Origin of the sequence: Burkholderia sp. Ac-20345 (genome assembly GCF_017104825.1) — a bacterium.
In the GTDB taxonomy this organism is placed as follows: Bacteria; Pseudomonadota; Gammaproteobacteria; order Burkholderiales; family Burkholderiaceae; genus Burkholderia; species Burkholderia lata_B.
On record NZ_JAAGPO010000031.1, the window covers coordinates 50,257 to 73,567 of the forward strand.

General features: G+C 61.1%; 24 protein-coding genes. All 24 read left to right on the forward strand.

The annotated features are described in order from the left end of the window. Positions 1-13 precede the first annotated feature (13 nt). The 24 genes from G3O06_RS14370 to G3O06_RS14485 all read left to right on the forward strand — a co-directional run bounded on the left by G3O06_RS14370 (position 14) and on the right by G3O06_RS14485 (position 23,052). Positions 14-1,426, forward strand: coding sequence for an amidase family protein (locus G3O06_RS14370; protein ID WP_205816466.1), 1,413 nt, complete (start codon positions 14-16; stop codon positions 1,424-1,426). Further along, positions 1,423-1,977, forward strand: a complete 555-nt coding sequence (locus G3O06_RS14375; protein WP_205816467.1) for an amino acid synthesis family protein — start codon at positions 1,423-1,425, stop codon at positions 1,975-1,977. Before G3O06_RS14370 ends, G3O06_RS14375 begins: the two co-directional genes overlap by 4 nt. A 61-nt stretch (positions 1,978-2,038) precedes the next feature. Beyond that, positions 2,039-3,076, forward strand: a complete 1,038-nt coding sequence (locus G3O06_RS14380; protein ID WP_205816468.1) for a porin — start codon at positions 2,039-2,041, stop codon at positions 3,074-3,076. A 152-nt stretch (positions 3,077-3,228) separates the two neighbouring features. Then, on the forward strand, positions 3,229-3,687 hold the full coding sequence (locus tag G3O06_RS14385) for a hypothetical protein (protein ID WP_205816469.1): 459 nt from the start codon (positions 3,229-3,231) through the stop codon (positions 3,685-3,687). Positions 3,688-3,951: 264 nt separating this feature from the next. Continuing rightward, a complete protein-coding gene (locus G3O06_RS14390) occupies positions 3,952-4,203 on the forward strand; it encodes an AlpA family phage regulatory protein (RefSeq protein ID WP_205816470.1) in 252 nt (83 codons plus the stop codon). After that, on the forward strand, positions 4,190-4,483 hold the full coding sequence (locus G3O06_RS14395; protein WP_205816471.1) for a hypothetical protein: 294 nt from the start codon (positions 4,190-4,192) through the stop codon (positions 4,481-4,483). Before G3O06_RS14390 ends, G3O06_RS14395 begins: the two co-directional genes overlap by 14 nt. 473 nt (positions 4,484-4,956) lie before the next feature. Further along, positions 4,957-5,802: a ParA family protein gene (locus tag G3O06_RS14400; protein WP_205816472.1), complete on the forward strand. Its 846-nt coding sequence runs from the start codon at positions 4,957-4,959 to the stop codon at positions 5,800-5,802. Then, positions 5,795-6,160, forward strand: a complete 366-nt coding sequence (locus tag G3O06_RS14405; RefSeq protein ID WP_205816495.1) for a hypothetical protein — start codon at positions 5,795-5,797, stop codon at positions 6,158-6,160. The genes G3O06_RS14400 and G3O06_RS14405 overlap by 8 nt, the downstream gene beginning before the upstream one ends. Further along, positions 6,160-6,837, forward strand: coding sequence for a lytic transglycosylase domain-containing protein (locus G3O06_RS14410; protein WP_205816473.1), 678 nt, complete (start codon positions 6,160-6,162; stop codon positions 6,835-6,837). The genes G3O06_RS14405 and G3O06_RS14410 overlap by 1 nt, the downstream gene beginning before the upstream one ends. 47 nt (positions 6,838-6,884) lie before the next feature. Further along, positions 6,885-7,226 (forward strand): TrbC/VirB2 family protein, encoded by a 342-nt coding sequence (locus tag G3O06_RS14415; protein WP_205816474.1) that lies wholly within the window; start codon positions 6,885-6,887, stop codon positions 7,224-7,226. Positions 7,227-7,243: 17 nt separating this feature from the next. Next, positions 7,244-7,564, forward strand: coding sequence for a VirB3 family type IV secretion system protein (locus tag G3O06_RS14420; RefSeq protein WP_205816475.1), 321 nt, complete (start codon positions 7,244-7,246; stop codon positions 7,562-7,564). Position 7,565: 1 nt separating this feature from the next. Beyond that, positions 7,566-10,034 (forward strand): VirB4 family type IV secretion/conjugal transfer ATPase, encoded by a 2,469-nt coding sequence (locus G3O06_RS14425; RefSeq protein WP_205816476.1) that lies wholly within the window; start codon positions 7,566-7,568, stop codon positions 10,032-10,034. Then, positions 10,031-11,194: a type IV secretion system protein gene (locus tag G3O06_RS14430; protein ID WP_205816477.1), complete on the forward strand. Its 1,164-nt coding sequence runs from the start codon at positions 10,031-10,033 to the stop codon at positions 11,192-11,194. Before G3O06_RS14425 ends, G3O06_RS14430 begins: the two co-directional genes overlap by 4 nt. 16 nt (positions 11,195-11,210) lie before the next feature. Continuing rightward, a complete protein-coding gene (virB5, locus tag G3O06_RS14435; RefSeq protein WP_205816478.1) occupies positions 11,211-11,906 on the forward strand; it encodes a P-type DNA transfer protein VirB5 in 696 nt (231 codons plus the stop codon). A gap of 203 nt (positions 11,907-12,109) precedes the next feature. Next, positions 12,110-12,805 (forward strand): type IV secretion system protein, encoded by a 696-nt coding sequence (locus tag G3O06_RS14440; RefSeq protein WP_205816479.1) that lies wholly within the window; start codon positions 12,110-12,112, stop codon positions 12,803-12,805. Continuing rightward, a complete protein-coding gene (locus G3O06_RS14445; RefSeq protein ID WP_205816480.1) occupies positions 12,802-13,626 on the forward strand; it encodes a TrbG/VirB9 family P-type conjugative transfer protein in 825 nt (274 codons plus the stop codon). Before G3O06_RS14440 ends, G3O06_RS14445 begins: the two co-directional genes overlap by 4 nt. Beyond that, positions 13,619-14,845 (forward strand): type IV secretion system protein VirB10, encoded by a 1,227-nt coding sequence (virB10, locus tag G3O06_RS14450; protein WP_205816481.1) that lies wholly within the window; start codon positions 13,619-13,621, stop codon positions 14,843-14,845. Before G3O06_RS14445 ends, virB10 begins: the two co-directional genes overlap by 8 nt. Then, entirely contained in the window at positions 14,842-15,960 is a 1,119-nt protein-coding gene (virB11, locus tag G3O06_RS14455; protein WP_205816482.1) for a P-type DNA transfer ATPase VirB11, read from the forward strand. The genes virB10 and virB11 overlap by 4 nt, the downstream gene beginning before the upstream one ends. Positions 15,961-15,969: 9 nt before the next feature. Further along, positions 15,970-16,344 carry a hypothetical protein gene (locus tag G3O06_RS14460; RefSeq protein ID WP_205816483.1) on the forward strand — a complete coding sequence of 125 codons (375 nt, stop codon included), beginning with the start codon at positions 15,970-15,972 and terminating at the stop codon, positions 16,342-16,344. Continuing rightward, positions 16,341-18,059, forward strand: coding sequence for a type IV secretory system conjugative DNA transfer family protein (locus tag G3O06_RS14465; RefSeq protein ID WP_205816484.1), 1,719 nt, complete (start codon positions 16,341-16,343; stop codon positions 18,057-18,059). Before G3O06_RS14460 ends, G3O06_RS14465 begins: the two co-directional genes overlap by 4 nt. Beyond that, a complete protein-coding gene (locus tag G3O06_RS14470; RefSeq protein ID WP_205816485.1) occupies positions 18,056-19,915 on the forward strand; it encodes a PriCT-2 domain-containing protein in 1,860 nt (619 codons plus the stop codon). The genes G3O06_RS14465 and G3O06_RS14470 overlap by 4 nt, the downstream gene beginning before the upstream one ends. Positions 19,916-19,971: 56 nt before the next feature. After that, complete coding sequence (locus G3O06_RS14475; RefSeq protein ID WP_205816486.1) at positions 19,972-21,495, forward strand: LPD7 domain-containing protein; 1,524 nt, start codon at positions 19,972-19,974, stop codon at positions 21,493-21,495. An 8-nt stretch (positions 21,496-21,503) separates the two neighbouring features. Further along, complete coding sequence (locus tag G3O06_RS14480) at positions 21,504-22,040, forward strand: plasmid stabilization protein (RefSeq protein ID WP_205816487.1); 537 nt, start codon at positions 21,504-21,506, stop codon at positions 22,038-22,040. Between the two features lies 1 nt (position 22,041). Beyond that, positions 22,042-23,052 (forward strand): relaxase/mobilization nuclease domain-containing protein, encoded by a 1,011-nt coding sequence (locus G3O06_RS14485; RefSeq protein ID WP_205816488.1) that lies wholly within the window; start codon positions 22,042-22,044, stop codon positions 23,050-23,052. Positions 23,053-23,311: the final 259 nt, after the last annotated feature.

The window sequence follows — 23,311 nt, forward strand, 5'->3', positions numbered from 1 at the left end:
CTAAGGATTACATATGAATAATGTACTCGAAATGAACGTCGAGAAACTAATGGTCGGCTACCGGCGCCGCTCGTTCTCGCCCGTCGAGGTTATTTGCGCGGTTCTGGACCGGGTCGCGCTCGTCAATCCGCTTGTCAACGGCGTGTGCAGCCTCGACGAGGACGGCGTTCTGGCCGCCGCCCGCGAGTCGGAGCGACGCTGGATGCGCGGGGAGCCATGTGGATTGCTGGATGGCGTGCCGGTCTCGGTCAAGGACCTCGTCGCCGTGCGCGGACTGCCGACCCGATACGGATCACTCACGTCACCCAGTGCGCCGGAGGCCGATGACGCACCCGCGGTCGCTCGACTGCGGCAGGCTGGCGCGCTGCTGTTCGGCAAGACCACGACCTCGGAGTTCGGCAACAAGATCGTCACGGACAGCCCGCTCACCGGCATTACCCGTAACCCGTGGGACCGGCGTCTCACGTCCGGGGGGAGCAGCGGCGGATCCGCTGTAGCGGTTGCGCTCGGTGTGGGACCGTTGTCGCTGGCCACAGACGGTGGCGGCTCGATCCGTGTCCCAGCCTGCTGGAGCGGAGTGGTCGGGATGAAACCGTCGTTCAACCGGGTGCCAGCTGGTACGGCGGTGAGTTGGACTCATCTGTCGACGCTTGGACCGATCGCGCGCTGCGTAAGCGACGCGGCGCTGATGCTGACGGTGATGGCCCGCCAGAGTGATGCGCGAAGTCTTGCTTCTGCTTGTCCCGATCTGCGCATCGGTCTGGACGATGGCATTGCCGGGTTGCGCATTGCCTATTGCCCGGCACCTGCGGGGGTACAGGTCGAGCCCGACATCACCTCGAGCGTCCGTCAGGCGGTGAGCCTGTTCGAGGCGCTCGGGGCACATGTCGAGGAAACGGCTGTGAAGCCGCTTGACGGCTATCTGGAGAGCCGCATGCACGCAATCCAGTGGGCCGTCTTCTTTGCACAAAGGGCCCGGCAGCTTCCTCCCTCGGCGCGGCCGCAGCTCGATCCGGATGTGTGTGCGCTGGCCGAGGCGGGCGATAGCGTCCCCACATCGACCTTCGTCGATGCACTTCAGGCGCGCCACGCGCTTACGGTCGCGATGGCCGCGTTCTTTGAAGACTATGACCTACTGCTCACGCCGACATTCCATTGTGCCCCACCGCTCGCGCAGGGGCGGCCCGAGCACTCGCGCATGGCGCCGCCGTTGACGTCGTGGTGCAACCAGACCGGCTTGCCGGCGGCGAGCGTGCCGTGTGGTTTGCCCAGCGGGTTACCGACGGGCCTACAGATCATCGGCCCGTCGGGCGGTGATGCGCTGGTGCTGCGCGCGGCACGGGCGTACGAGTGCGCACGTGGTCCGTTCCCGGCTCCGCCAGAGACGATCCGGGATCGGATCGAGGACACGGAGGTGCGCACGTGAGTCCGCCTATTGCAAGGATCCTGGTTCATCTGGTCGAGCGACGTGCAGAACTACACGTACCGGTTGACCCGCCGCATCGGCAAGTCGTCGTAGCGGCGGTCCTGCGGCTCGACGGCTGGCGAGTGGATGAGCCGCTTGCGACGCTTGAGTCGCTCTATGAACTGGGCGCTGAGCTCGGCACGTTGCTCACAGGCCGCGCGCGATGGGCGCTGGATGTCCCGCCGTCGGCAATCCAGGCCTACGGCAAGGCAGCGCTTGTGGGCAGCGAGGTCCCGCTCGAATGTGCGGCGGCGATCTTGCATCCTCGCATGGGCAGGGCCATGCGCGAGAGCTTGCCCGGCGCCACATCGTTGATTCCGTCAGTCACCAAGCGCGGTGCGCCAGGGACGTGTGTGGACGTTCCGCTGCACGGCAGCACCGATATGTGGAGCTTTGACCACTTCGACACGGTCTCGCTGACGCTCGCCGATGCACCGGCACCGAACGAGATCGTAGTGGCGATCGCGCTGGCCGACAGCGGTCGGCCGCTCGCGCGTGTGCGACCGGACTGAACCGTGTCGATTCCAAGACAGCACGATACGAACAAACAATCACAAAGAGGAAGGAGACATCATGCAGATAAGAAGATTTCGGGGAAGCGCGGGTAAGTTCGCTGTGGTATTGGGCATGTACACCTGTGCCGGGATCGCGCATGCGCAATCATCGGTCTCGCTGTATGGGCTAGCGGACGCTTTCGTTGGCGAAGTGCATCCCGCCGGTGCAGCCGGCAATGCGTGGCAAGTCGGTTCTGGCGGGATGACGACTTCCTATTGGGGGATGTCCGGTAAGGAAGATCTGGGCGGGGGTATGAAGGCCATCTTCACGCTCGAGAGCTTTTATCGCATCAACGGCGGCCAGGTCGGCTCGTTTCCTGGACAGTCATTTTTTGGGCGAAATGCCTTCGTTGGTCTGAGCGGGCATTTCGGAGAGTTGACGCTGGGGCGCAATACCGCGCCACTGTTCGTGTCGACGCTGCTGTTCAATCCGTTCGGCAATTCGTTTGTCTTCTCACCGATTGTCGTACATAGTTTCCTTGGCTCGGCCATGGGGGCTGCGTCACTCCAGAGCGACACGGCGATCGATAATTCGCTCCTTTATCAGACCCCTGAGGTTGCCGGTCTGTCCGGAAGCCTGCTGTACAGCAATGCCGGCGTTGCGGGCCATGCCGGGCAGGCCAACTACAGCGCGAACGTGTTGTACTTCGCCGGTCCATTTTCCGCGACGGCTGCCGTGCAGAGTTTGCATACGGCATCGCTGTTTCTCAACGGCGCCACCGCGCAGACCGCATGGATGGTCGGTAGCGCGTATCGGTTGCGTGTGGTCAAGCTGTTCGCCCAGTACGAGCGCGTGGACAACAACAATCACGTCACGGACGATACGGTGCAGCTCGGGGCAAGCGTTCGAATAGGGTTAGGAAGCGTACTGATGTCATGGGCGGGAACGCGGCGGCGACCGTCGGTAGGCGATCATATCCGTTGGTCGACGGTCGCGCTGGGTTACGACTACCCGTTGTCGAAGCGGACCGATGTGTATGCAGCTTGGCGTTACGACACGATCACCGGTGTGTCGACTGGCAACAGCGTGGGTGCCGGGATGAGGGTCAAGTTCTGAGCAGCACTGAACCGTTAGAGCCGAACATCGCCGGAGTAGGTATCCGGCCTTCAGCCTAGCGTTGGCTGGAGTTGGAGTCGGTAGCGTGCGTTCGGCTTGATGTGAGGCTCGCGGTATCATGTCCCAACATCATTGTGAACACTTCATGGCTCATGGTTTTGCCGAAAGTCCGACGCTCGGGTCGCAAGCCGCTTACGAAAGGCGATCTCCTGCCATTGCCGACCGCGAAGGTCCGCGCGCTGTCCCTCGAAAATCATATGGCGCTGGCCGCTGTGCGGGCCGGTCATGGAGGAGAAGAGCAAATCAGTTGTCTGCTCCGGGTCGTCTATCTCGCGTTTTATATGCGCAGCGAGACCGGACCGGGTGCGGATTTGAGTATGTATCGGCAAGCCGAGGCCGCTTTGGATGCATGCATTGCTCGTGCGGAGCAGGGTGCAGCTTGGCTGTTGCTCGATCGCGAGCAGTCCACGATCGAGCAGATCTTGGTTGTTCATGACGAACAATTGGCGGCCGTGCCGATGCACAGGTACTGCGCTGCCTGGGAAAAGCTCCAACGACTGATGACGGGGCAGCTCGCGTCACCCATTACGGCGTCGAGCGCGGCGCCGTGAGACCGACAAGTCTTGCGTAGAGCACCCGGAAATCACCCTCCCTGCCTCTGGGGAAGTTGCGAAGTCGGCCGCCGCGGGGACGTTGCATCAACGCGCGATGACCTCGCACCGCGCCTCGGTCATACCATCCGCGATTTCCGCCGGGATTCCGCGCTGAACCGACGGGATGTCCCGTCGATGCGACGGGTTTGGTCCATCGTCATCTTCACTGCTTGAATGCTTTTCACTTCCGGCCACGTTCATGCCGGATATGGAGGGCGAATCATGTCTTGGAATGATGACGGAACGCTGACAATCTTGCGCCGACGACAGGTCGAGCAGTGCACTGGTCTATCGAGGTCGACGATCTACAAGCGCATGCAAGACGGAACTTTTCCCCGCGCGATTGCGCTTGGCGGGCGAATGGTAGGGTGGCGGGCGGCCGATATCGAACAGTTTTTGGCAGATCCTGCACGATATCGAGCGTCGCAGGCGCGCGAACCTGAAGAGCAGGACGGCAGCGATGAAAAACGATAAGCCGCCGCCGTCGCTTGATGAGCGTCTTCGCAACTGGGGGCAGTCGAATCGTGGTGCCCATGATCCTATTGATGCCGAGTATGTGACCCGAGCGTGGAGAACACTGGCGCCCCGAAATCGGGACCTTCTGCGAATGATCTATCTCTGGCATGCGAGTCGGGAGGTCGTGTGTCGACGACTGAAGATTGCCCGCCATCCGCGTCAACATTTCGATCTGGAACTCCATGCGGCACAGTCCGCGCTTGCTCGTGCCCTTGCAGAAGCCGAGACCCAACAGTGACATTCGCGGGAAGAATGTTCGACGACTTCCATCGTACGGGCGCTTGTGCGGCATGAGTCGCGCTCGCCTCGTGTAGGTCAGCCGTGGGTAAGATCGCGTTCACCCCGACCGCGAAATAAATATAGGAATAGCGAGAAGCTCCGCGGAATGATAGGGATATCGTGCCATCTCGTCGACGCATGTCGGCTCTTGAATCGGCGTGCCGGCTGGCCTACAGTGAAGCCAACAATCTGATCCGGTCAACGTGCGCAGCACGACCGAGTACGCGTTAGCGGCCCCGCAGCATTGATGTCTGTGTGATGGCGTAATGTGCCGTAGCGCTCGTGTGAGAGCCTGCAATCGCAGGCTTTTTTGTTTTCCGACGTGGTATCGACAATGCCGGTTGAACACGTCGCGACCCTTCCACATGCCGCGAGCCCTCTTTTCCATGCAGGGACGTCGATGCTCGGAGCCCCATCCGAGGAATGACGACCATGAAATCGCTTCTGGTGGCTTCGGCCCATGGTGGTACAGGCAGAACGACAGTGGTGTGTCAGTTCGCCCATTATCTTCGCCTTGTATGTGGATATCGTGTGTTGGTGCTTGATCTGGCCGAGCCGGCGCGTAGTGCTATTTCGCTTACACGCGGCGCAAGCGCACGGTTGATGAAGTGCGGGGCGCTCAATGTTAGGTCTGAGAGACTGCCCGATTCGACTGGATCCTGCATTGGCGTGCTTGCTGCGGACGCCATTGCGGGTATTGCGTATCGAGACGATCCGGTCGGCGCGCGTTGCTACGCCAACTTGCGACATCTACTGTCCCAAGTCGCGCCGTTGTTTGACGTATGTCTGATCGATAGTTCGCCGTGGCCTGATTCGCGAGCCATTTGTGCAGCGGCGCTCGTGGATGCGCTGATCAGTCCCGTTCTGTTGTCGCCTGACACGCTCGAGCAGGTGGTCGAATTCGTCAATGGCAGCAATGGCGTGCGTAGCGTCCGAGCCCGGCTCAATCCCTCCTTGTGCTTTATCGGCATCCTGCCCAACTGCGTCGAGACGAGCCTGCGTCAGGAGACTCGATTCAAGCGGCTCGAGGCCTGCATGGCTGCCTGGCTTGTTCCGCATGATCAGAGCCCAAGCGGCCATCTATTGCTACCTCGGCTCGACACCATCTCGCTGGCGCAGGCGAACGGGGTCTCGATTATGGACTTCAGCTCAGCCGATTTGGCAGCCAATCGAGAATGGCAAGCCATGCGCGCGTGTTTCGATGTGCTCGCTCGGCGACTCGGCTCTGCGCATGAACCGGCATTGCAGTCGGAAATAGCCGAGGTATGCCATGCGTAATTCCGCGTTGCTTTCGGACGTGCAACAAATCGCGTGGCGTCGCGTGCTGGCGATTGCGGTCGTGCTTGGCATGTCGATGGCGTGGTCCGACGTTGCACAAGGGGATGATTGGGGTTGTCAGGTGAGTTTGTGTCTGTCTAATCCCGATGGCCCGGAGCAGTACGCCGAATGCGTGCCGCCGATCGAAAGACTATGGGCCGCGCTGCGAGACGGCGATCCTGTTCCAACCTGTGATCTTGCTACAAGTGGGACGTTGAACGAAGCGGCAGGCAACAACGCACATGCCGCCCGCTATCCTGCGACGTCAGCAGTGCATCTCCTGCAGCAGGTCGTCCGCCCAGGAGAGGGGAATCGATAATGCCGCTCGATTTCTTGTCGCTCGCGCACGACTGCGCGCCGCAGATCGCTCCGGCCACGATGGCGGCGATCGTGCGCACCGAATCGGGATTCAATCCCTACGCGATCGGCATCGTTCACGGGCGGCTTCGTCGACAGCCATCGAATATGGCCGAAGCGGTCGCGACAGTGCGCGCGTTGGAGGCGGGCGGCTGGAATTTCAGTGTCGGGCTCGCGCAGGTGAATCGAGCGAACTGGCCGACCTTTGGCCTGACCGCCGAGAACGCATTCGAGCCTTGTCGCAACCTGGCAGCAGGCGCCGCCATTCTCCACCGCTGCTTTACAGCGGCCGTGACGACCGGAAAGTTCGACGCACGCGCCCATTATCAGGCTGATGTACAGGCTGCACTACGCGCGAGCCTTTCCTGCTATGAGAGCGGAAATTTCTCGACCGGCTACCAGACGGGGTACGTCCAGCGTGTCGTGGAGAGCGCAGCGGCGCAAGCCTCCTCGGATTCGTTCGTTCCCGCAATTACACCTATTCCGGTCGTACCGATGGATTCTGCAGCGCCGATTCGCGCTCCCGGTTCTGAACCTGAGGTTCGGAAGCTATCGCGGCGGGATCGGGATGGTGTGAACACCGCTTCGCCTGACACCCAGGAGCGGCTCAAACCGAACAGTAGCGCGGTGGTGTTTTAACTCGCCATTGACGAAACAGACAGCGATATATCGAACAGGATTCTAAAATGTACTTAGGAATACGATTTAAATGCCGGCGATTGGTCGGAATGACGATGCGATTGCTGTCTGACCGAAAGATGGCGCTGACGATCATTCTCGTCACATCGTCCCTGATGTTCGCGTCTCCGGCCTGCGCACAACTCTCACAGGTCAATACGCTGCTCAACACGATCCAGACGACGCTGCTGAGCGTCGGGGGCGTGATCTGTTCGATTTCCATCATCTGGGCGGGCTTTCGGATGATGTTCCAGCACGCCCGGTTCGGTGATATCGCGAACGTGTTTATCGGCGGTCTATTCGTCGGTTGCGCGACCGTCATCGCCGGCATGCTGATTCCGTCGAGCTGATCCGGGGGCGCCGAACCATGTATTCGCTCAAGGATCCCGTATTCAAAGGCTGCACGCGTCCCGCGATGCTCTGGGGTGTGCCACTGGTGCCCTTCCTGATGGTCGGCGGCGGCATGCTGATCCCGGCGATCTGGGCACTGCTGGCCAGCCCTGCGCTGGGTGTCGCGATCCTCCTTTTGATGATCCCGGTGTTCTTCGCGATGCGGGTGACGACGCGCCATGACGATCAACGGCTTGCCCAGCACGCGCGACGCGTTCGCATGGCGCTGCGTCAGGGCAATCGCCGCTTCTGGGGTGTACATGCCTATGTGCCGGTACGCCTGAAGAGGAGGGCATGACATGCCGCGCAAATCGCATGTCGGATCCGTCGCGAGCCGGGAAGTGCCGCTTGCCGGCTATATCCCGTACTCGACGCATGTGACCGACCACGTCATCAAGACGCGCGAAGGCGACTACCTGCAGATCTGGAAGATAGCCGGCATTGCGTTTGAGGCGGCCGATCCCGCCGACATCCTCGCGCGACATGATGGGTTCAACCAATTTGTGCGCGGATTGGCGGGCGGCCATGTGGCGCTGTGGTCGCATCGTCTGCGCCGACGGGTGTCGGACCGATTCTCGACGAAGTACGACAACCGCTTCTGCGAGGATCTGGCGACGCGCTACTACGCGAGTTTTGCCGGCTATCGGATGATGGCCAACGAGTTGTATTTGACGGTGGTCTACCGGCCCAATCGCACCCGCCTCGGACGTGTCTTCAGCCATGCGGCACGCCGCACGCGCGACGATATTCGGCGCGATCAGCTCGACGCGCTGAAGATGATGTCGGAACTCGCTGCCCAGGTCGAATCGAGCCTGAAACCCTATGAACCGGTCGCGCTTGGTGTCTATCGCAGGCCGAGTCCCATCGTGGCCACTTCGCGCCGCTATTCGTCAGCTTTGGAACTCCTCGGATATCTGGTCAACGGAGTCTGGGAACCTGAGCCCGTGCCAGCCGGCACGATTCGCGAGTCGCTACCGATTTCGCGGCTCTTTGTTGGTACCGAGAAAATCGAGATTCGCATGCCGACGGCAACGCGGTTCGCGGTGATGCTCGACCTCAAGGATTATCCCGAAGACACCGAACCGGGCATGCTCAATGGCCTGTTGTACGGCGACTTCGAGTATATCGAGACGCAGAGTTTCACGATCCTGGATAAACCCACGGCGAAGGAGGCGTTGGAGCGGCAGCGCAATCAGCTTATCGCCGGTGAGGACGTTGCCCTGTCCCAAGTCGACGCGATCGACCGCGCGCTCGATGATCTGATCAACGGGAATTTCGTTCTTGGCGAGTATCACTATTCGCTGGCGGTGCTCGGTGACGCGCTGAATGAAGTGTCTCGCAGTGTCGCGAAGGCACGAACGCAACTGGCCGATGCCGGGTTCCAGACGGCATTGATCGATCTCGTGGCTGACGCGGCCTGGTTTGCGCAACTACCGGGCAACTGGCGCTACCGACCGCGCGAAGCGAAGCTCACATCGCGAAATTTTTGCGGTCTGGCAAGCCTGCACAACTTCGCGACCGGCAAGCGCGAAGGCAATCCGTGGGGCGAGGCAATCACGATCGTCAAGACACCCAGCGGCCAGCCGCTCTATCTGAACTTCCACGCGACACCGGATAAGCAGGATTCACTCGACGAGAAGGCACTCGCCAACACGCAGATCATCGGCCGGGCAGGAGCCGGCAAGACGGTGCTCGAACTGTTCTTGCTCGCGATGGCGATCAAGTATGACCTGACCGCGGTGCTGTTCGACAAGGATCGCGGCACGGAGATCGCGATCCGTGCGATGGGTGGCACCTATACCGTGTTCCGTCGCGGCGATCCCACCGGGCTGAATCCGTTCCAGATGGCACCGGATGAGCCGGTTATCGATTTCTGGGAGCGCCTCGTGCGCAAACTCGTCGACGTCGGCGAGCCATTGTCTGCAAAGGACGAACTCGACATCTCTCGTGCCGTGCGAGAGGTAGCGCGTATGGACAAGCCCCTGCGCCGTCTGTCGATGGTACGGCAGCTTGTACCGAACGTGGGCGAAAACAGCCTGCATGCGCGGCTGGCCAAATGGTGTGCGGGCGGACGTCTGGGGTGGGTACTCGATAATCCAACGGACCGCATCGATCTGTCGCACGCGAAACTGTTTGGTTTCGATGACACCGAGTTGCTGGACGACCCTGAGGTGTCGACGCCCGTGACGATGTACCTGCTGCATCGGACCGAAAACCTGATCGACGGGCGACGCTTCATCTATGTGATGACCGAGTTCTGGAAGCGGCTCGGGGACCCGGTCTTCACTGATTTTGCGAAGAACAAGCAGAAGACAATCCGCAAGCAGAACGGGCTGGGGATTTTTGATACACAGTCGCCAGCCGACGTATTGCGAAGCGAAATAACAAGTGCGCTGATCGAGCAGAGCGCGACGTTTTTCTTCCTGCCGAATCCACGCGCCGACTACGACGATTACGTGCGTGGCTTCAAGCTGACCGAAGCCGAATTCAATATCGTGCGCAACCTGGGCGAGAGCAGCCGCTTGTTCCTCGTCAAGCAGGGCCATCGCTCCGCGATCGGCCGACTCGATCTCGCAGGGCTTGGCGATGTGCTCGATGTCCTGTCCGGCACGACCGACAACGTCGAACTGCTCGATGCAATCCGTGCCGAAGTCGGAGATATGCCGAAAGACTGGCTGCCCGTTTTTCATGACCGACTAGCGAAGCGCCGGGCGGCACAGGCGAGCTCGCGCTTGTCGCCAGCACCCGGGCCGGGAGGCGCGCGATGAGTGGCCTCTTTACCGCCGTAGGGGGCACACTCGAAAACGGCATGTCGACCTACGTTACGACCGTATCGTCGGCGCTTTCCGGAGCGCTCGTTCCGGTCGTCACCACGGGCATCACGATCTGGGTGCTGGCCTATGGTCTCGCGGTGGTGCGCGGCGAAGCCCACGAGGCGGTGCCGGCCTTTGCCTGGCGAGGGCTGAAAGTGTCGATCACGCTCGCGTTCGCGCTGAGCGCCGGGATCTACCAGCAGCAGGTCGTCACAGCCGTCAACGGCGCAACGGCCGGGCTGGCCCAGACCATCCAGAACGCGGCGAACACGACGGGTGGGGGCAATCCGGGATGCGGGTCGGCTAACGGCAGCACCGTGACCGGACAGGGAGCCGCGACCAGCATTTACCAGACACTCGACTGCTACGACCAACAGGTCGATCTCGTGATGGACGCCTACTTCAACAAGGCGACGCATGAGGGAATCAGTCCGAGCGGTCTGGCCGCCGCGATTGGGGATTTCCTCTGCGGCCTCATCGCTGCGCTCGGCGGATCCATCTTTTTGATCGTGCTGGCCTTCGAGGTCGTGATGGCGAGGATGCTGCTCGATCTCGTGCTCGGACTGGGTCCGATCTTCATCGCGTGCGCCGCGTTTGCGCCCACTGCGCGATTTTTCGAGGCGTGGACCGCGAAGGTTGCCAATTACGCGTTGCTACAGGTTCTGGTTGCTGCCTTCCTTGGCATGGCGCTCACGGCGTTCTCGGCCGATCTCACTTCGTTCCACGCGACGGGCGGTTCACCCGGTGACGGCTCGTCAGCCCTGATGCAAGCCGTTTCCGCCTCCCTAGACGATGCCGCCGCAGCGGCTGCCGCGATTGGGCTCTTTGCGACCGGGGTGTTTCTCGCGATGGTCGGTTGGCAGTTGCCTTCGGTTGCAGCGGGCTTGTCTGGCGGCGCCACGCTGTCGGGTTTCGGTGCGTTTGTGGCCGGCATGGCATCGCGAAGCCTCGTCACGGCGATCGGGCGGGCGTTTAGCCGTAACGGACGAGGCCCGCCCTCCGGTGGCGAAATTCGCGATCGGACGGGTTCGGGCGGGAGATTTGGGTCGGGCGGCGACGGGGCCCCAGCTTACCAGCGCGCTGCGCGCGCGAATTTGGGCCAGCAGGACAGCTGACCAGGAGGTAACGACCATGAATGGACGAAGCAAATGGATCACTGTCGCATTCGTGTGTGCGGCGCAATGCGCTGGCGCTCACGCGCAAGGGATCCCGGTTTACGACGCACAGAACGTTGTGCAGGCCATTGCCACCGTGGGCCAACTCAAGCAGCAAGTGCAGCAAGAAATGCAGATCTATCAGTCGACGATTGGTTCACGCGGTTTCGGCACGTTTCTGAGCAATCCGGTCGTCGCCAACTCGTTGCCGTCGAACTGGCAGAGCGTCTATACCGCGATCCAGAACGGCGGCTATGCAGGCCTGACGGGTAGTGCGCAGGCATTGCGCTCGGCCAGTCAGGTCTACGACTGCGATGACCAAACCGGGGTGGATCAGCAGTTGTGCCGGCGCACGCTCAACAAACCCTACCAGGACAAGGCGTTCGGCCTGCAGGCATACCAGACCGAGCTGCAGGAGCTGGACCAGATCCAGAGTCTTGCGCAACAGATCAACGCGACGCAGGACCCGAAGGGCGTCGCGGAATTGCAGGCGCGTATTCAGACCGAATCCACGGCGGTCGGCAACGAGATGACCAAACTGCAGCTCTTTCGCATGCTGGCCGAGACGGAGGACAAGCTCGTAGCCGAGCAGCAAAGTGAACTGGTGCTGAGCCGAGCGGGTAAGACCAACCGGCTCCAGGACCAGATGGTGCCCGCGTCATTCGGAAACTGAGGCGACACCATGTCCATACTGAGTTCGTTGACGTTCGCCGGATGCCTTGCCTGGAGTCTTGCCGCCTGCAGCAGTGGGCCACCCAAGCCCGTATTGCCGGACGGCCTGCATCGCGTGCCAGTCAATCGTGTACCGCCCGTGCCTGACGTGCCAGCGACCGTGCCGGCCGCTCCAGATCAGCCGCCGGATGCAGGGGATCACTCATGAGCTCGCACGATTATGGCCGCGTCCTCGACATTGAGGCGTCGCTGACGTACCTGCAGGAATGCTCCGAACGTCGTGCATGGCATGTCGCTTACGCTGCAGTTGGCATTGCTGTGCTGAGCACGGTAGCACTCGCAGTGATGGTGCCGTTCTATCGAGTCGTGCCTCTACCCATCGAGGTCGATCGTCTGACGGGCGAATCCCAGGTGATCGACGTGCTCGACGCCCGTCATGTGCATACGAAGGAAATCCAGGATAAGCACTGGGTCGAGACTTATGTGCGCGCACGCGAGCGCTATGACTGGGGTCTGCTGCAGATGGACTACGACGGCGTGCTCACGATGAGCGATGACGTGGTTGCTCGCGATTTCCGTGGCATCTACAGCGGTCCCGATGCACTGGATCGGCAATTGGGTGCTGGCGTCGAGCGGCGCATCCGGATTCTCTCGGTCACGCTGCCGCCCGACGAACCTGGTCGTGCGGTTGTGCATGTCGAACGGACTTCGTTCAAGAATGGCGAAGCCCATGCCGAGCCGACGCAGCGCTTCGTGATCACGCTGGCCTATACCTACCGGCCGCCCGTGTTTACGCGTGAGAGCGTGGCGATTGTCAATCCATTCGGCTTCAAGGTCACGGCCTATAGCCGGGATGCGGAATATACGCCGTCGGCCTCGGCGGTAGGAGGCACGCCATGAGAGTGCTTCCGTTTGGCATCGCGCTGGTGAGCCTACTGTTCGTGGGGGGCGCGAGGGCGGTTGATCTGCCCGGTTGGAACGGTGACTCGCGCGTTCGCCAGGTGATCTATCGAGCCGACGAGGTGGTGCGCGTGGAGGCTCAACGCGGCTTTGCGACGCATATCGCGTTGGGTTCCAACGAACACATTCAGGTAGTCGCGCCTGGTGATCGAGACGGCTGGCAGGTGGTCGCGAGCAAGGGCGATCACGATGTGTACTTGAAACCGCAGCTTGCCGCCCACGATTCGAATCTCGAAATTCGCACCGACCGGCATAGCTACAGCTTTGATCTCGTGGTGCTTCCGCTGAAGTCGAAGTTCGGCAATGACCGCGTGATGTATCGCGTGACTTTCGTCTATCCGGACGAGTTGGAGAAGCAGGCGTCGGGGGAGTCGGATGCCGAGTTGGTTGCGAAGCGCCTAGCGCAGCCGGTGACCGTGCGTAACGCTCGGTATTCGATGCAGGTGATGCCGAGATCGGACGACATCGCGCCGACCGCGGCATGGGACGACGGACGTTTTACGTATCTGCGTATTCCGAACAACCGGCGCATGCCGGCGATTTTCCGGGTGGCCGACGACGGTACGGAAAGCGTGGTCGACAAGCACGTCGACGGTGACACGATCGTCGTACACGAGGTGGCGAAGCGATTCGTGCTGCGGCTCGCACGGGAGGTCGTTGGAATCTGGAATGACGCCTACGACATCGACGGCGTGCCGGCTCATGACGGCACGACGGTCAACGGGGTGAAGCGCATTCTGCGGAGCCATCACGATGAATGACGATACCCCGGACAACGTGATTGAGCCAGACGATGGCGCCGACCGTCAGTCTGAAGATGGCCAGAACGCGAGCGCATCAAATGCGTCGGCTGATCGCGGTATGCCAGCGTTGGGGCAATACCGTGGTGCACGCCCGCGCGCCTGGTGGCTGACGCCAATCGTGATCGTGCTGATCGTTGGGGTAGGCGCCGTCTGGACCGTGCACGGTTTTCTCGCGCGGCACGATGCCGAAGCGAAGGCGCGGCGCGATTCGATGGCAGGTACGTCTTCCCAGGGGCGCAGGTTCAACGATCTGCCCGCGTCGTCGGCCGGTAGTGCCGCTTCGGCAACGGTACCAGCAAGCGCGATTGCCGTACGCCCCGCATCGAATTCAGGCGTGGTCACGCCTGCTCGCATCGCACACGCTGCGACACCTCACAGCTATTACGATGCGCCACTGCTTGCAACGGGCGGTGGACAGGAACCCGCGGGTGCGGGGCCAGGCGTGCCGGGGTTGGTTGGCGCACCTTTCCCGCTTGCCGCCGGCGTAAACGGCGGTGCAGGCGCGTCAGCTCAAGGTTCGGGGCAGATGGGGGGCGGGCTTGCTCAGGCACTGATGCCGACCGTGACACCGCGTGTTCAGGCTGGGACGCTCGGCAATCGGAGTCTGGTGCTTGCGCAGGGCGCCAAGATCGACTGCGCGGGCGATACGGCGTTTGATTCGACCGAGGCTGGCTTGTCGACCTGCACGGTCACCAAGAACGTGTATTCCGACGATGGCAACGTCGTGCTGATTGAACGGGGTTCGCAGATCAACAGCCAGTATCGCTCGAACATGTCTCCGGGACAGAAGCGGGTATTCGTGCTGTCGGCCCGTATTAAGACACCCAACGGTGTCACGGTCGAGATCGATTCACCGGCGGCCGACGCACTCGGCCGCATGGGCATCGATGGCTACGTGGACAACCACTGGAATCAGCGCATTGGGGCAGCAATGCTGCTTGGCGTTACCCAGGACGCGATCGGCTATCTATCGACGCGCGGTGGCAACACCAACGGATCGGTGGTGTTCCAGAGCACACAACAGCAGGGCAACGACATGGCCACGCGCGTGCTCGACAGCACGATCGGTATCCCACCGACTCTCACCCAGAACCAGGGCGCGGAGTTCACGATCGTGATTGCACGTGATCTGGACTTCGGATCGGTCTATGCCCTGCAGTCGGAGGGCACGCGATGATGATTCATTCGCCCCTGCTAGATGCATCGCGCGACATGGTGCTGGCTCGGTTGCCCGACGACGCATCCGTGCGCGAACTGATGCGACCGTTCGTGCCACTGCTCGACGATCCCCATGTGACTGAACTGGTGATCAATCGGCCGCAGCGCGTATTGACCGAGAACTCGCTTGGCTGGCACGGCTACGACTACGCCGATCTCGATTTCGACCGGTTGATGTCATTCGCGGTGTCAGTCGCTACCCTAACCAACCAGGAAGTGTCGTCGCAGCATCCGATTCTGTCGGCACTGTTGCCAGACGACGCACGTATCCAGATCGTGGTTCCGCCGGTCGTGCAGGCGCGGACGGTGTCGGTCACGATTCGCCGTCCGTCCGCAGACGGAAAGACGCTCGATACGTGTCGCGACGAGGGATTGTTCGACGCTACGGTATGGCGTAGGCCGGACGGGCTCGATTCAGCTTTGGCGGACTTGCCCATCGAAGACCGCAATCTCGTCCGGTGCCTGGAAGAGCATGACTGGTGCACCTTCTTCGAGCGCGCTGTCACGGGCAAACGCAACATCGCAGTGGTCGGCAATACAGGGTCCGGCAAGACCAGTTTCATGAAGACCCTGTGTCGCTCGATTCCTGCGACTGAGCGGGTCGTGACGATCGAGGACGTTCGTGAGCTATTCATCCGGCACATTGAGAACTGCGTACATCTTCTATACAGCAAGGGCGGCCATGGCCACGCGCAGGTGACGCCTGCGGACCTGATTGCATGCGCGATGCGCATGCGTCCGGATCGCGTGCTGTTGGCAGAACTGCGTGGTGCCGAAGCCTACGACTTCCTGAAACTGCTGACGACGGGGCACGCAGGGTCGATCACGAGCTTTCACGCGCCCAATGTGACCGTCGCGATCGAGCGATTCGCGCTGATGGCAAAGGAGCATCCGGAGGCCGCCGCCTGGGACGATGCCGCACTCAAGAGGTTGTTGTTCCTGACAGTTGATGTCGTCGTGCACATGGAGTCACGCCCGGTGTTCGACGCAGAGGGTAACCAGACCGGCAGGCTGTGGGGCATGACCGAAGTGTGGTTCGATCCGGGGTGCAAGGCGCGCACCGCGTTTGTATAGGGGGCGACCATGGACCATCCGTCTTTGCCTTTGCGCCAGCATATTCGGACAGCTGGAGTGACGTTGGTCGCGCTAGCTTGCCTGATGGCCGGACTGACAGCGTCACTCTGGTTTGCTTCGTTCCTCCTCTACGCCAGCCTACGCATTAATCCGCTGCACGCGGGACTGTGGGGTTGGCTCGATGCGTTGCTGATGTGGCGAGACGGACTGATGCCGAACGTCGGGGGCAAGCTGGTGGTGGCAGCGCTGTTTGGCGTATTCGTGTCTTTGGGTGGTCCGGTATTGGGCGTCCATGCGCTTTGGGTGAGCTCGCGTCGACGTCATCTCTATGGCAGTGCGCGTTTTGCGAACGAGGCTGAAATTCGGCGGGCGGGGTTGCTATGACGACGCACGCCCACCTCAATACGTCGCCTGCGATTGTCGTGGGGGTATGGCGCGGCCGCTATCTGCGGTTTGCCGGTCAGCAGTTCGTGTTACTTGCTGCACCTGCCCGCTCCGGCAAGGGCGTCGGCGTGGTGATCCCGAATCTTCTCACCTTTCCAGATTCGGTGGTGGTGCTCGACATCAAGCAGGAAAACTATGCGGCCACAGCTGGCTTCCGTCGCGCGAATGGGCAGGATGTGTTTCTGTTCAATCCGTTTGCCGAAGATGGCCGGACACACCGCTACAACCCACTGTCGGCGATCTCCGATGGCTTGTTCCGGGTGGGCGACGTTCTCGCGATCGGCTATGCACTGTATCCACCGGGCGGCCACGACGATTTCTGGAAAGATCAGGCGCGAAATCTGTTCCTCGGCATTGTGCTTCTGCTGTGCGAATGGCGCGATGCGCATCGGGCTGGCAAGGACGCGTCGACTCCCGATTTTTCCGTCACGATGGGAGAAGTGCTGCGGCAGTCGTCGGGCAATGGCATGCCGGTCAAAACCTATTTTCAGCGAGCGCTGGTCCGGCATCGTGGTTTGCTCTCGGGGCAGTGCGTGGATGCGCTGAATCGCTTCCTGTCCAATGACGACAAGGTGCTGGCGAGCGTGTTGGCGACCTTCAATGCGCCGCTGACGATCTGGGCCAATCCGATTGTCGACGCAGCAACGAGCGCGAACGATTTTGATCTGCGTGATCTGCGGCGCCGACGTATTTCCATCTATATCGGTGTCACACCCGATCATCTGTCGGAAGCGGCCCTGATCGTGAATTTGCTCTTCTCGCAGATTATCAACTTGAACACGAAGCAGCTGCCCGAAGCCGATCCTACGCTCAAGTTCCAGTGCCTGCTTTTGTTCGATGAGATGACGGCAATCGGAAAGATCCACATTCTTCCGCGCGCTATTGCCTATATGCCGGGTTTCAACCTGCGCGTGCTGTCGATCGTGCAATCGATCGCGCAATTCGAATCCGTTTACGGGCGATCCGATGCCCGTACCATCATCACGAACCACGCGATGCAGATCCTCTATGCGCCGCGCGAGCAGAAGGACGCGAACGAATACTCGGAAATGCTCGGTACGTTCACCGACCAGTCGCGCAGTGTGAGCCGCCCCAATGCATTCTTTGGTGGCCGGGGTGGCTCAAGCGAAAGCGTGTCCGAACAGCGCCGGCCGTTGCTGTTGCCGCAGGAGTTGAAGGAACTGGAGCGAGATAAGGAAATCATCTTGCTCGAAAACACCAAGCCGATTTTGGCCGACAAGATTTGCTATTGGCGCGATCCCGAGTTTGCGTCTCGTGTCGTGCCCGCGCCGTCCGTACCTGCCCTGAACATGGCGCATTTCTCTGCAGTGGTCGAGCGCCGATTGCGCGACCTGAATCCTGATGAGCTCGACCCGGAGGGTTCGGGGCTCATCCATTTTCCGCACGAGTACCTGGAAGTATTGCAGGCGTGGAATCCGCGTGATCTACCGCCGAATCTGGCCGACATCAGCGAGGAGGAGGCTGTGGCCTACGTGGACCAGCATTTCATGCTGCTGGGCGTGCCGGTCAGTAAGGTTGAGCAGGCGAGACGTTACCTGAGCGTGAATGATCTTGACGTGGCTGAGCTCGATTTTGTTGAACCGGCGCGCCAGGGAGCCATGGGCGGTCCGCCAGTCGTCGGAGCCCGGCAATGACGACACCACCCTATGTGCATGATGCAGACCGCGCACGTGCAGCACTCGCCGTCATTCCGGCTGACGACTACCAGACATGGGTCGACATGGCGTTCGCGCTCAAGCAGGGCTTCGGTGATGAAGGTTTTGAAATTTGGGACGCATGGAGCCGGACCGCAGCCAACTACAACGAGCGTGCGGCCCGGACCACATGGCGTTCGGCCAGTGCTTCGGGTGGCAAGACGCTCGCTACGCTTTTCTGGCAGGCACGTCAGCACGGCTTCGATCTGAAGCGGGCGAATTATCCGGATCGCATGACTGCCGTACTGGCGGCGTCCCCCGAGGTGTTGGCTCAGCGCGCACGGGAGGAGGCGCAACTGCAAGCACGTCACGCAGCTGTTGCCCACGAGGCCGCATCAATTTGGCAGTGGGCTCGGCCAGTCGGCCCGGAGCATCCCTATCTTGTACGTAAGCACCTTGACCCTGCATACACGTTGCGTGAGCTCGATGCACTTGAACTCCGTGCGCTGCTTGGCTACCTGCCGGTCAGCGAGGAAATAGCGCTGAGTGGACGCGTTTTGATTGTGCCGGTCTGGAACGGATCGATCTCGACGCTCGAACTGATCGACGAACACGGTTGCAAATCGTCCCTAGCTGGCGGCGCGAAGAGAGGGGGCTATTGGACGACGGAGCCGATATGGGTTCCGGCCAGCGCGCCCTCGCGGGTTCTAATCGCGGAAGGTATGGCGACAGCATTGGCGGCTTCAAGAGCCACAGGCTGGTTCGCGGCGGCGGCGCTGTCCAGCGGAAATCTAGGGCTGGTAGCGCAGAGCTTGCGTGAACAGTATCCCGCGGCGGAACTGATCGTGCTAGGTGAACTGGGTAGTGGCGAGGTGCCCGCTCGCCGTGCGGCGCAAGATGTGAGGGCACATCTGGTTTGGCCACGATTCGCCGCAGAGGCATGCATCCACGACACGGTACCGAACGACTTCAGTGACATGGTGGTACTGAGCGGATTTGAAGCGGTCGGCGAATACCTGCGCGCAGCGGTCCGTTCCGTTGTAAGGGCAGATGGTCAATCGGAAATCTCCACCGAATCCGGTGTGAATGTGGTTGAGGTGAATGAGCATGAGGAGGGCGGGAAAATGAGCAACGTCAAGGAAAAGGTGGTGGCAGAAGATGGCGGTACGTCGCGTCGCCGGCCTGCAAAGCGCGGTGCCCCGAAACAGGCCGCACCGGATGTGTCGGCAACGGATAGCGCATCCGGTTCGGCATCACCCTCGGCGGATTCTCCTCCGAACGTTCTGCCGGTTGCGACATCATCGGCTGCCGATCCACCTCGATTCGCGTCACCGCGTCCGTTAATCGGTGAGCCGTTGTTTGGCGCGGGTGACGTTCCAAACGAGGTCAAGGCGCTAGCGGAACATCGGTTTGGCTCACCGCTCAAGATGGGTACGCCGCGCGAAAACGGTGGCCCCTATCGGGGGGAGGTGTTCAACACGGAACACTATCTGATCCAGCAGGTCGCGACACGCAGTGTCGTGTTCCACCGCAAGGATCGGCTGACGTTTGTATCCGGTCGTCTGAAATGGATGGATGAAAACGCCCGGCTGAACGGATCCGAGTTGCAAGTGGGTTATGACGGCGGCCAGGCGAAGGTCTATCCGTGGGACCGGGCGCGCGATCTGCTGGAACGTATGGTCGGTTCGCTGAAGAAGTCGGCACGCGAGTTGAATTACAGCCCCAATCTGGAGGCGATGCTCGATCAGTTGCAGGCGAGATCTTGGACACGCATCCGCGAAGCGCGTGCGGCCGCACTCGAGAAGTCGCGAGAACAGGAAGCGTCTCGCGAAGCCGGTTCAATGCCCGACCGATAAGGCATACCAGCATCGCGCCGACATTCAACCCCGATCTCTAGCATGCGAGGTGTCACATGGCTCTGAGAACTTCCGCGGACGAAGCCGATCCGGTTATCAACGTGATCGAACAGGATTTGCCGGTCAACAATGGCGGACCGGCTGGGTCGGACGAACGTCTGGGCAGGCTCGAATCGGCAGCAATTGCTGCCGTATCGGCTCGGCGCCGACGTGAGTTCGATGCCGCTCGGGCGAGATTGCGGGAGCAGGCAATCCGCGACGATGCCGCTACGTTAAGGCGGGCCGAGACTCGGTCGCCGAGCGGGACGCCGACCGACATGGACGCGACTAGTATGCCGCTCGACCAACCTCCCGAACGCGTACGCAAGCGTTACTTGCGCGCGGGCAATCAGTATTTCCTGAAGGACGCACCGTATCAACTCGCGTTCGAAGATTTAGGGCCATATCTCGTCACCGAGCACAACCGGCCGGACGTGGTCGAATCGATGATTGACATGGTGCATGCGAAATCGTGGCGGCGTATTCGTGTTTCGGGTCACGAGGTGTTTCGTAGCGAGGCGTGGTTGCAGGGCACGCTGCTTGGTATTGAAGTGAGCGGCTACGAGCCGAAGGCGGCAGATCTGGCGCGGCTGACAGGTGCACGGCAGGCAAGGTTGGACAATCGCATCGAGGTGGTCGCGCAAGTCGGGGCGCCAACTGCTGCTAGTGCGCCGGCTCTCGCAGAGAGTCAGGCCATGGTTTTGAGCGCATCCGGAGTCAACGTAGGCGAGAATCGTAACGAAGATTCTTCAGCCCCTTCGGTCCGAGCATCTGTGTCGGAACCGCCTATTCCTGAAGGCAGCCGCGGCGCTGCAAACGACGAAGCCGATATCCCTCGACAATACGTCGGAGAACTGCTCGAGCATGGCGATGCCCCGTATCAGCACAATCCAGCGCGCAGCGACTCGTACTACGTGGTATTTCGCGATGTGGCGGGCGTCGACCAGGTCGTGTGGGGTGTGGATCTCGAGCGTGCGGTGCGTGAGGCGAATGCCAAGATCGGGCAGCACGTGACACTCGAAAATCTCGGCAAACGCCTCGTCACCGTGCGAATGCCGATCCTGAATGACGAAGGAAGTGTGATCGGTGAAGAAGAGAAGGTCGTGCATCGCAATACCTGGCAGGTAGAGATCGTGCAGCGGGGCCATGACGTTGCAGTCTCACAGAAACCGGACCATCCGCAGGCCGACGAAGCCCGATCTATAGATTCACTCGGTGCTCCAGTCCATGAGACAGCGCTGCACGGCAGGCACGATGTGCGCCATTTGGGCGGCGAGCGGGCATTGCATGTGGCCGTGCTGACGGCCGCCATGCGCGAACAGGGTTTCAGCGAGCGCTCCGTTACCCGAGTGCGGCAGCACGCTGAACGCATGCTGGCGGCGTTCCAGCGCGAAGGCACTCCGCTCCCGGTGCCGAAGGTGTTCGATCCGAGCGCGCCATCGGGCCGGAATCGTCGCAAGCATCAGGCTCCCGAACGCACGCCAGCCCGCGAACTCAAGCCCACGCCGGCCGAGCCGTCGCGATCATCACCTTCTCGCTGAGGTGAATCGTGGTCGTGCGCGAGCGTTTGTGCGTCGAACTCGGGGCAGTCAGGTTGCGCTGGGACGACTGGTGCGCTCGCCGAGGTTTGACGACGGGCGAGGGCGTGCGTCAGTTGATCGCAACGGCTATTGGCGACGATGCGAACGGCGAGTCCGGCACAACCATGTGGCGCTTGCCTCGACCCGTCGTTGGGGAGCCTCGCCATCGCATCGAAATCCGACTAACCGGGGCGGAGCTGAATGCGGTTGAGCGGCGCGCCGCAGCAATGGGCCTGCGCAGTAATCGCTGGATCGTATCGTTGGTTCGGGCGCAATTGAGCCGGGAACCGCAGTTGGGTGAGCCCGAGTTGAATGCACTCTTCGTATCAAACCAGCGACTTGCTGAGATCGGCCGTTTGTTGCGCAAACTTGCACGTGCCGACGAAAGCGAGCCAGTGCGCCGAGATTTGATGTTCGAATGGGTGGAGTTGCGAAAGTGCATTGATGAACACCTGCGTACGACGACCGCGATCATGCGTGCGAACCTTGATCGATGGAGCCGCTGATATGCCATACCCGAAAATCTACATCGACGCGATGCTCGTGAACTGGGGCGATCGCCTGTTTCATGATCCGCTACGACATGCGCAAGCGCCGCGACTCTCACATGTGGGCATTCGCGACGCTGCCGCTCGCATGCGCGCGCAGGTCGCCCGCACGCTCAGGCGCTCACCGGAAGTCATGGTCAAGATTACGAACAAGGCGGCGAGTGCGCAGGGCATGGGAGCCGTACGTCGACACCTGCGATATATCTCTCGTAACGGCAGGATCGAACTGGAGGATCAGAATGGTGACCGGATTGACGGCAAGGATGGGCTGAGCGATCTCACGAAGACCTGGCAACTCGGTGGGTGGGGCATCCCCGAGACCAGCACGCGCCGCGAGACTTTCAACATCCTGCTGTCGATGCCACCGGGAACGGATCGGAAGGCAGTGCGCGATGCGGCGCGAGATTTCGCGATGCTCGAGTTCGGAGACGGCAGGGCGTACGTTTTTGCCGTACACAATGACGAAGCACATCCGCATGTGCATCTGAGTGTACAGGTGCGTGGTCCGGACGGCCATCGCCTGAATCCCCGTCACAAGGATCTGCAGCGATGGCGCGAGCGTTTTGCTGAGAAACTGCGTAAGCATGGTGTCGAGGCGAATGCGACGCCGCGGCGTGTGCGCGGCGTGACGCAGCGCTACCCGAAGCCGGCTGTCGTCCATATGATTGCGCGCGGTGCAACACCGAGATACTGGACGCCAATGCCGACGGATGCGCAGCGCGACGCAGGATGGGCCGCGCAAGGTGGCGTATTTGCCGCCTGGCGAGAAATAGCCTACGCAATGGCGAGATCGCGCGAGCGTGAGGATCGTATGCTGGCAGTTGAAATGGCGTACTTCGTTGGGTCCATGCCGGTACAAAGAGATCGGCCAGTGAAAGCACGTAAGCCAAACGATGGGCGTGAGAAGCTGGGTCGGCAGGCTCCGGACGTAGATCGTGTCGATGCTATCCGGCGGGGCGTTGAGCGTTGATGGCCGGAAGGTATGCGTTCACTCACTCCTCCTTCGGCTTTGGCCCCTACATATTGCCTAGGTCACTGAACCTGTCCGCATTTTTGTGGGCGAGGCGGTTGAACAACGCGTTATCCACGCGCCTGCATAAATCGCTCGCCGAACAGGATAGCAAACTGGTTCATCGCTGATTATATGAACGCCTCCCGTTTGCGAAGGTTTTTCGTGTGTGCTGACTACGACAGGATGGGTTGCAGCTTTATATCCGGGCTTGTTGCAG

Coding starts and splice junctions, on each gene's coding strand:
- G3O06_RS14380 (WP_205816468.1), top strand. CDS start 2,039: ATGCAGATAAGAAGATTTCGGGGAAGCGCGGGTAAGTTCGCTGTGGTA.
- G3O06_RS14390 (WP_205816470.1), top strand. CDS start 3,952: ATGTCTTGGAATGATGACGGAACGCTGACAATCTTGCGCCGACGACAG.
- G3O06_RS14440 (WP_205816479.1), top strand. CDS start 12,110: ATGAGCTCGCACGATTATGGCCGCGTCCTCGACATTGAGGCGTCGCTG.
- G3O06_RS14370 (WP_205816466.1), top strand. CDS start 14: ATGAATAATGTACTCGAAATGAACGTCGAGAAACTAATGGTCGGCTAC.
- G3O06_RS14485 (WP_205816488.1), top strand. CDS start 22,042: ATGCCATACCCGAAAATCTACATCGACGCGATGCTCGTGAACTGGGGC.
- G3O06_RS14400 (WP_205816472.1), top strand. CDS start 4,957: ATGAAATCGCTTCTGGTGGCTTCGGCCCATGGTGGTACAGGCAGAACG.
- G3O06_RS14420 (WP_205816475.1), top strand. CDS start 7,244: ATGTATTCGCTCAAGGATCCCGTATTCAAAGGCTGCACGCGTCCCGCG.
- G3O06_RS14385 (WP_205816469.1), top strand. CDS start 3,229: ATGGTTTTGCCGAAAGTCCGACGCTCGGGTCGCAAGCCGCTTACGAAA.
- G3O06_RS14445 (WP_205816480.1), top strand. CDS start 12,802: ATGAGAGTGCTTCCGTTTGGCATCGCGCTGGTGAGCCTACTGTTCGTG.
- G3O06_RS14460 (WP_205816483.1), top strand. CDS start 15,970: ATGGACCATCCGTCTTTGCCTTTGCGCCAGCATATTCGGACAGCTGGA.
- G3O06_RS14405 (WP_205816495.1), top strand. CDS start 5,795: ATGCGTAATTCCGCGTTGCTTTCGGACGTGCAACAAATCGCGTGGCGT.
- G3O06_RS14430 (WP_205816477.1), top strand. CDS start 10,031: ATGAGTGGCCTCTTTACCGCCGTAGGGGGCACACTCGAAAACGGCATG.
- G3O06_RS14395 (WP_205816471.1), top strand. CDS start 4,190: ATGAAAAACGATAAGCCGCCGCCGTCGCTTGATGAGCGTCTTCGCAAC.
- virB11 (WP_205816482.1), top strand. CDS start 14,842: ATGATGATTCATTCGCCCCTGCTAGATGCATCGCGCGACATGGTGCTG.
- G3O06_RS14465 (WP_205816484.1), top strand. CDS start 16,341: ATGACGACGCACGCCCACCTCAATACGTCGCCTGCGATTGTCGTGGGG.
- G3O06_RS14425 (WP_205816476.1), top strand. CDS start 7,566: ATGCCGCGCAAATCGCATGTCGGATCCGTCGCGAGCCGGGAAGTGCCG.
- G3O06_RS14415 (WP_205816474.1), top strand. CDS start 6,885: ATGTACTTAGGAATACGATTTAAATGCCGGCGATTGGTCGGAATGACG.
- G3O06_RS14470 (WP_205816485.1), top strand. CDS start 18,056: ATGACGACACCACCCTATGTGCATGATGCAGACCGCGCACGTGCAGCA.
- G3O06_RS14475 (WP_205816486.1), top strand. CDS start 19,972: ATGGCTCTGAGAACTTCCGCGGACGAAGCCGATCCGGTTATCAACGTG.
- G3O06_RS14410 (WP_205816473.1), top strand. CDS start 6,160: ATGCCGCTCGATTTCTTGTCGCTCGCGCACGACTGCGCGCCGCAGATC.
- virB10 (WP_205816481.1), top strand. CDS start 13,619: ATGAATGACGATACCCCGGACAACGTGATTGAGCCAGACGATGGCGCC.
- virB5 (WP_205816478.1), top strand. CDS start 11,211: ATGAATGGACGAAGCAAATGGATCACTGTCGCATTCGTGTGTGCGGCG.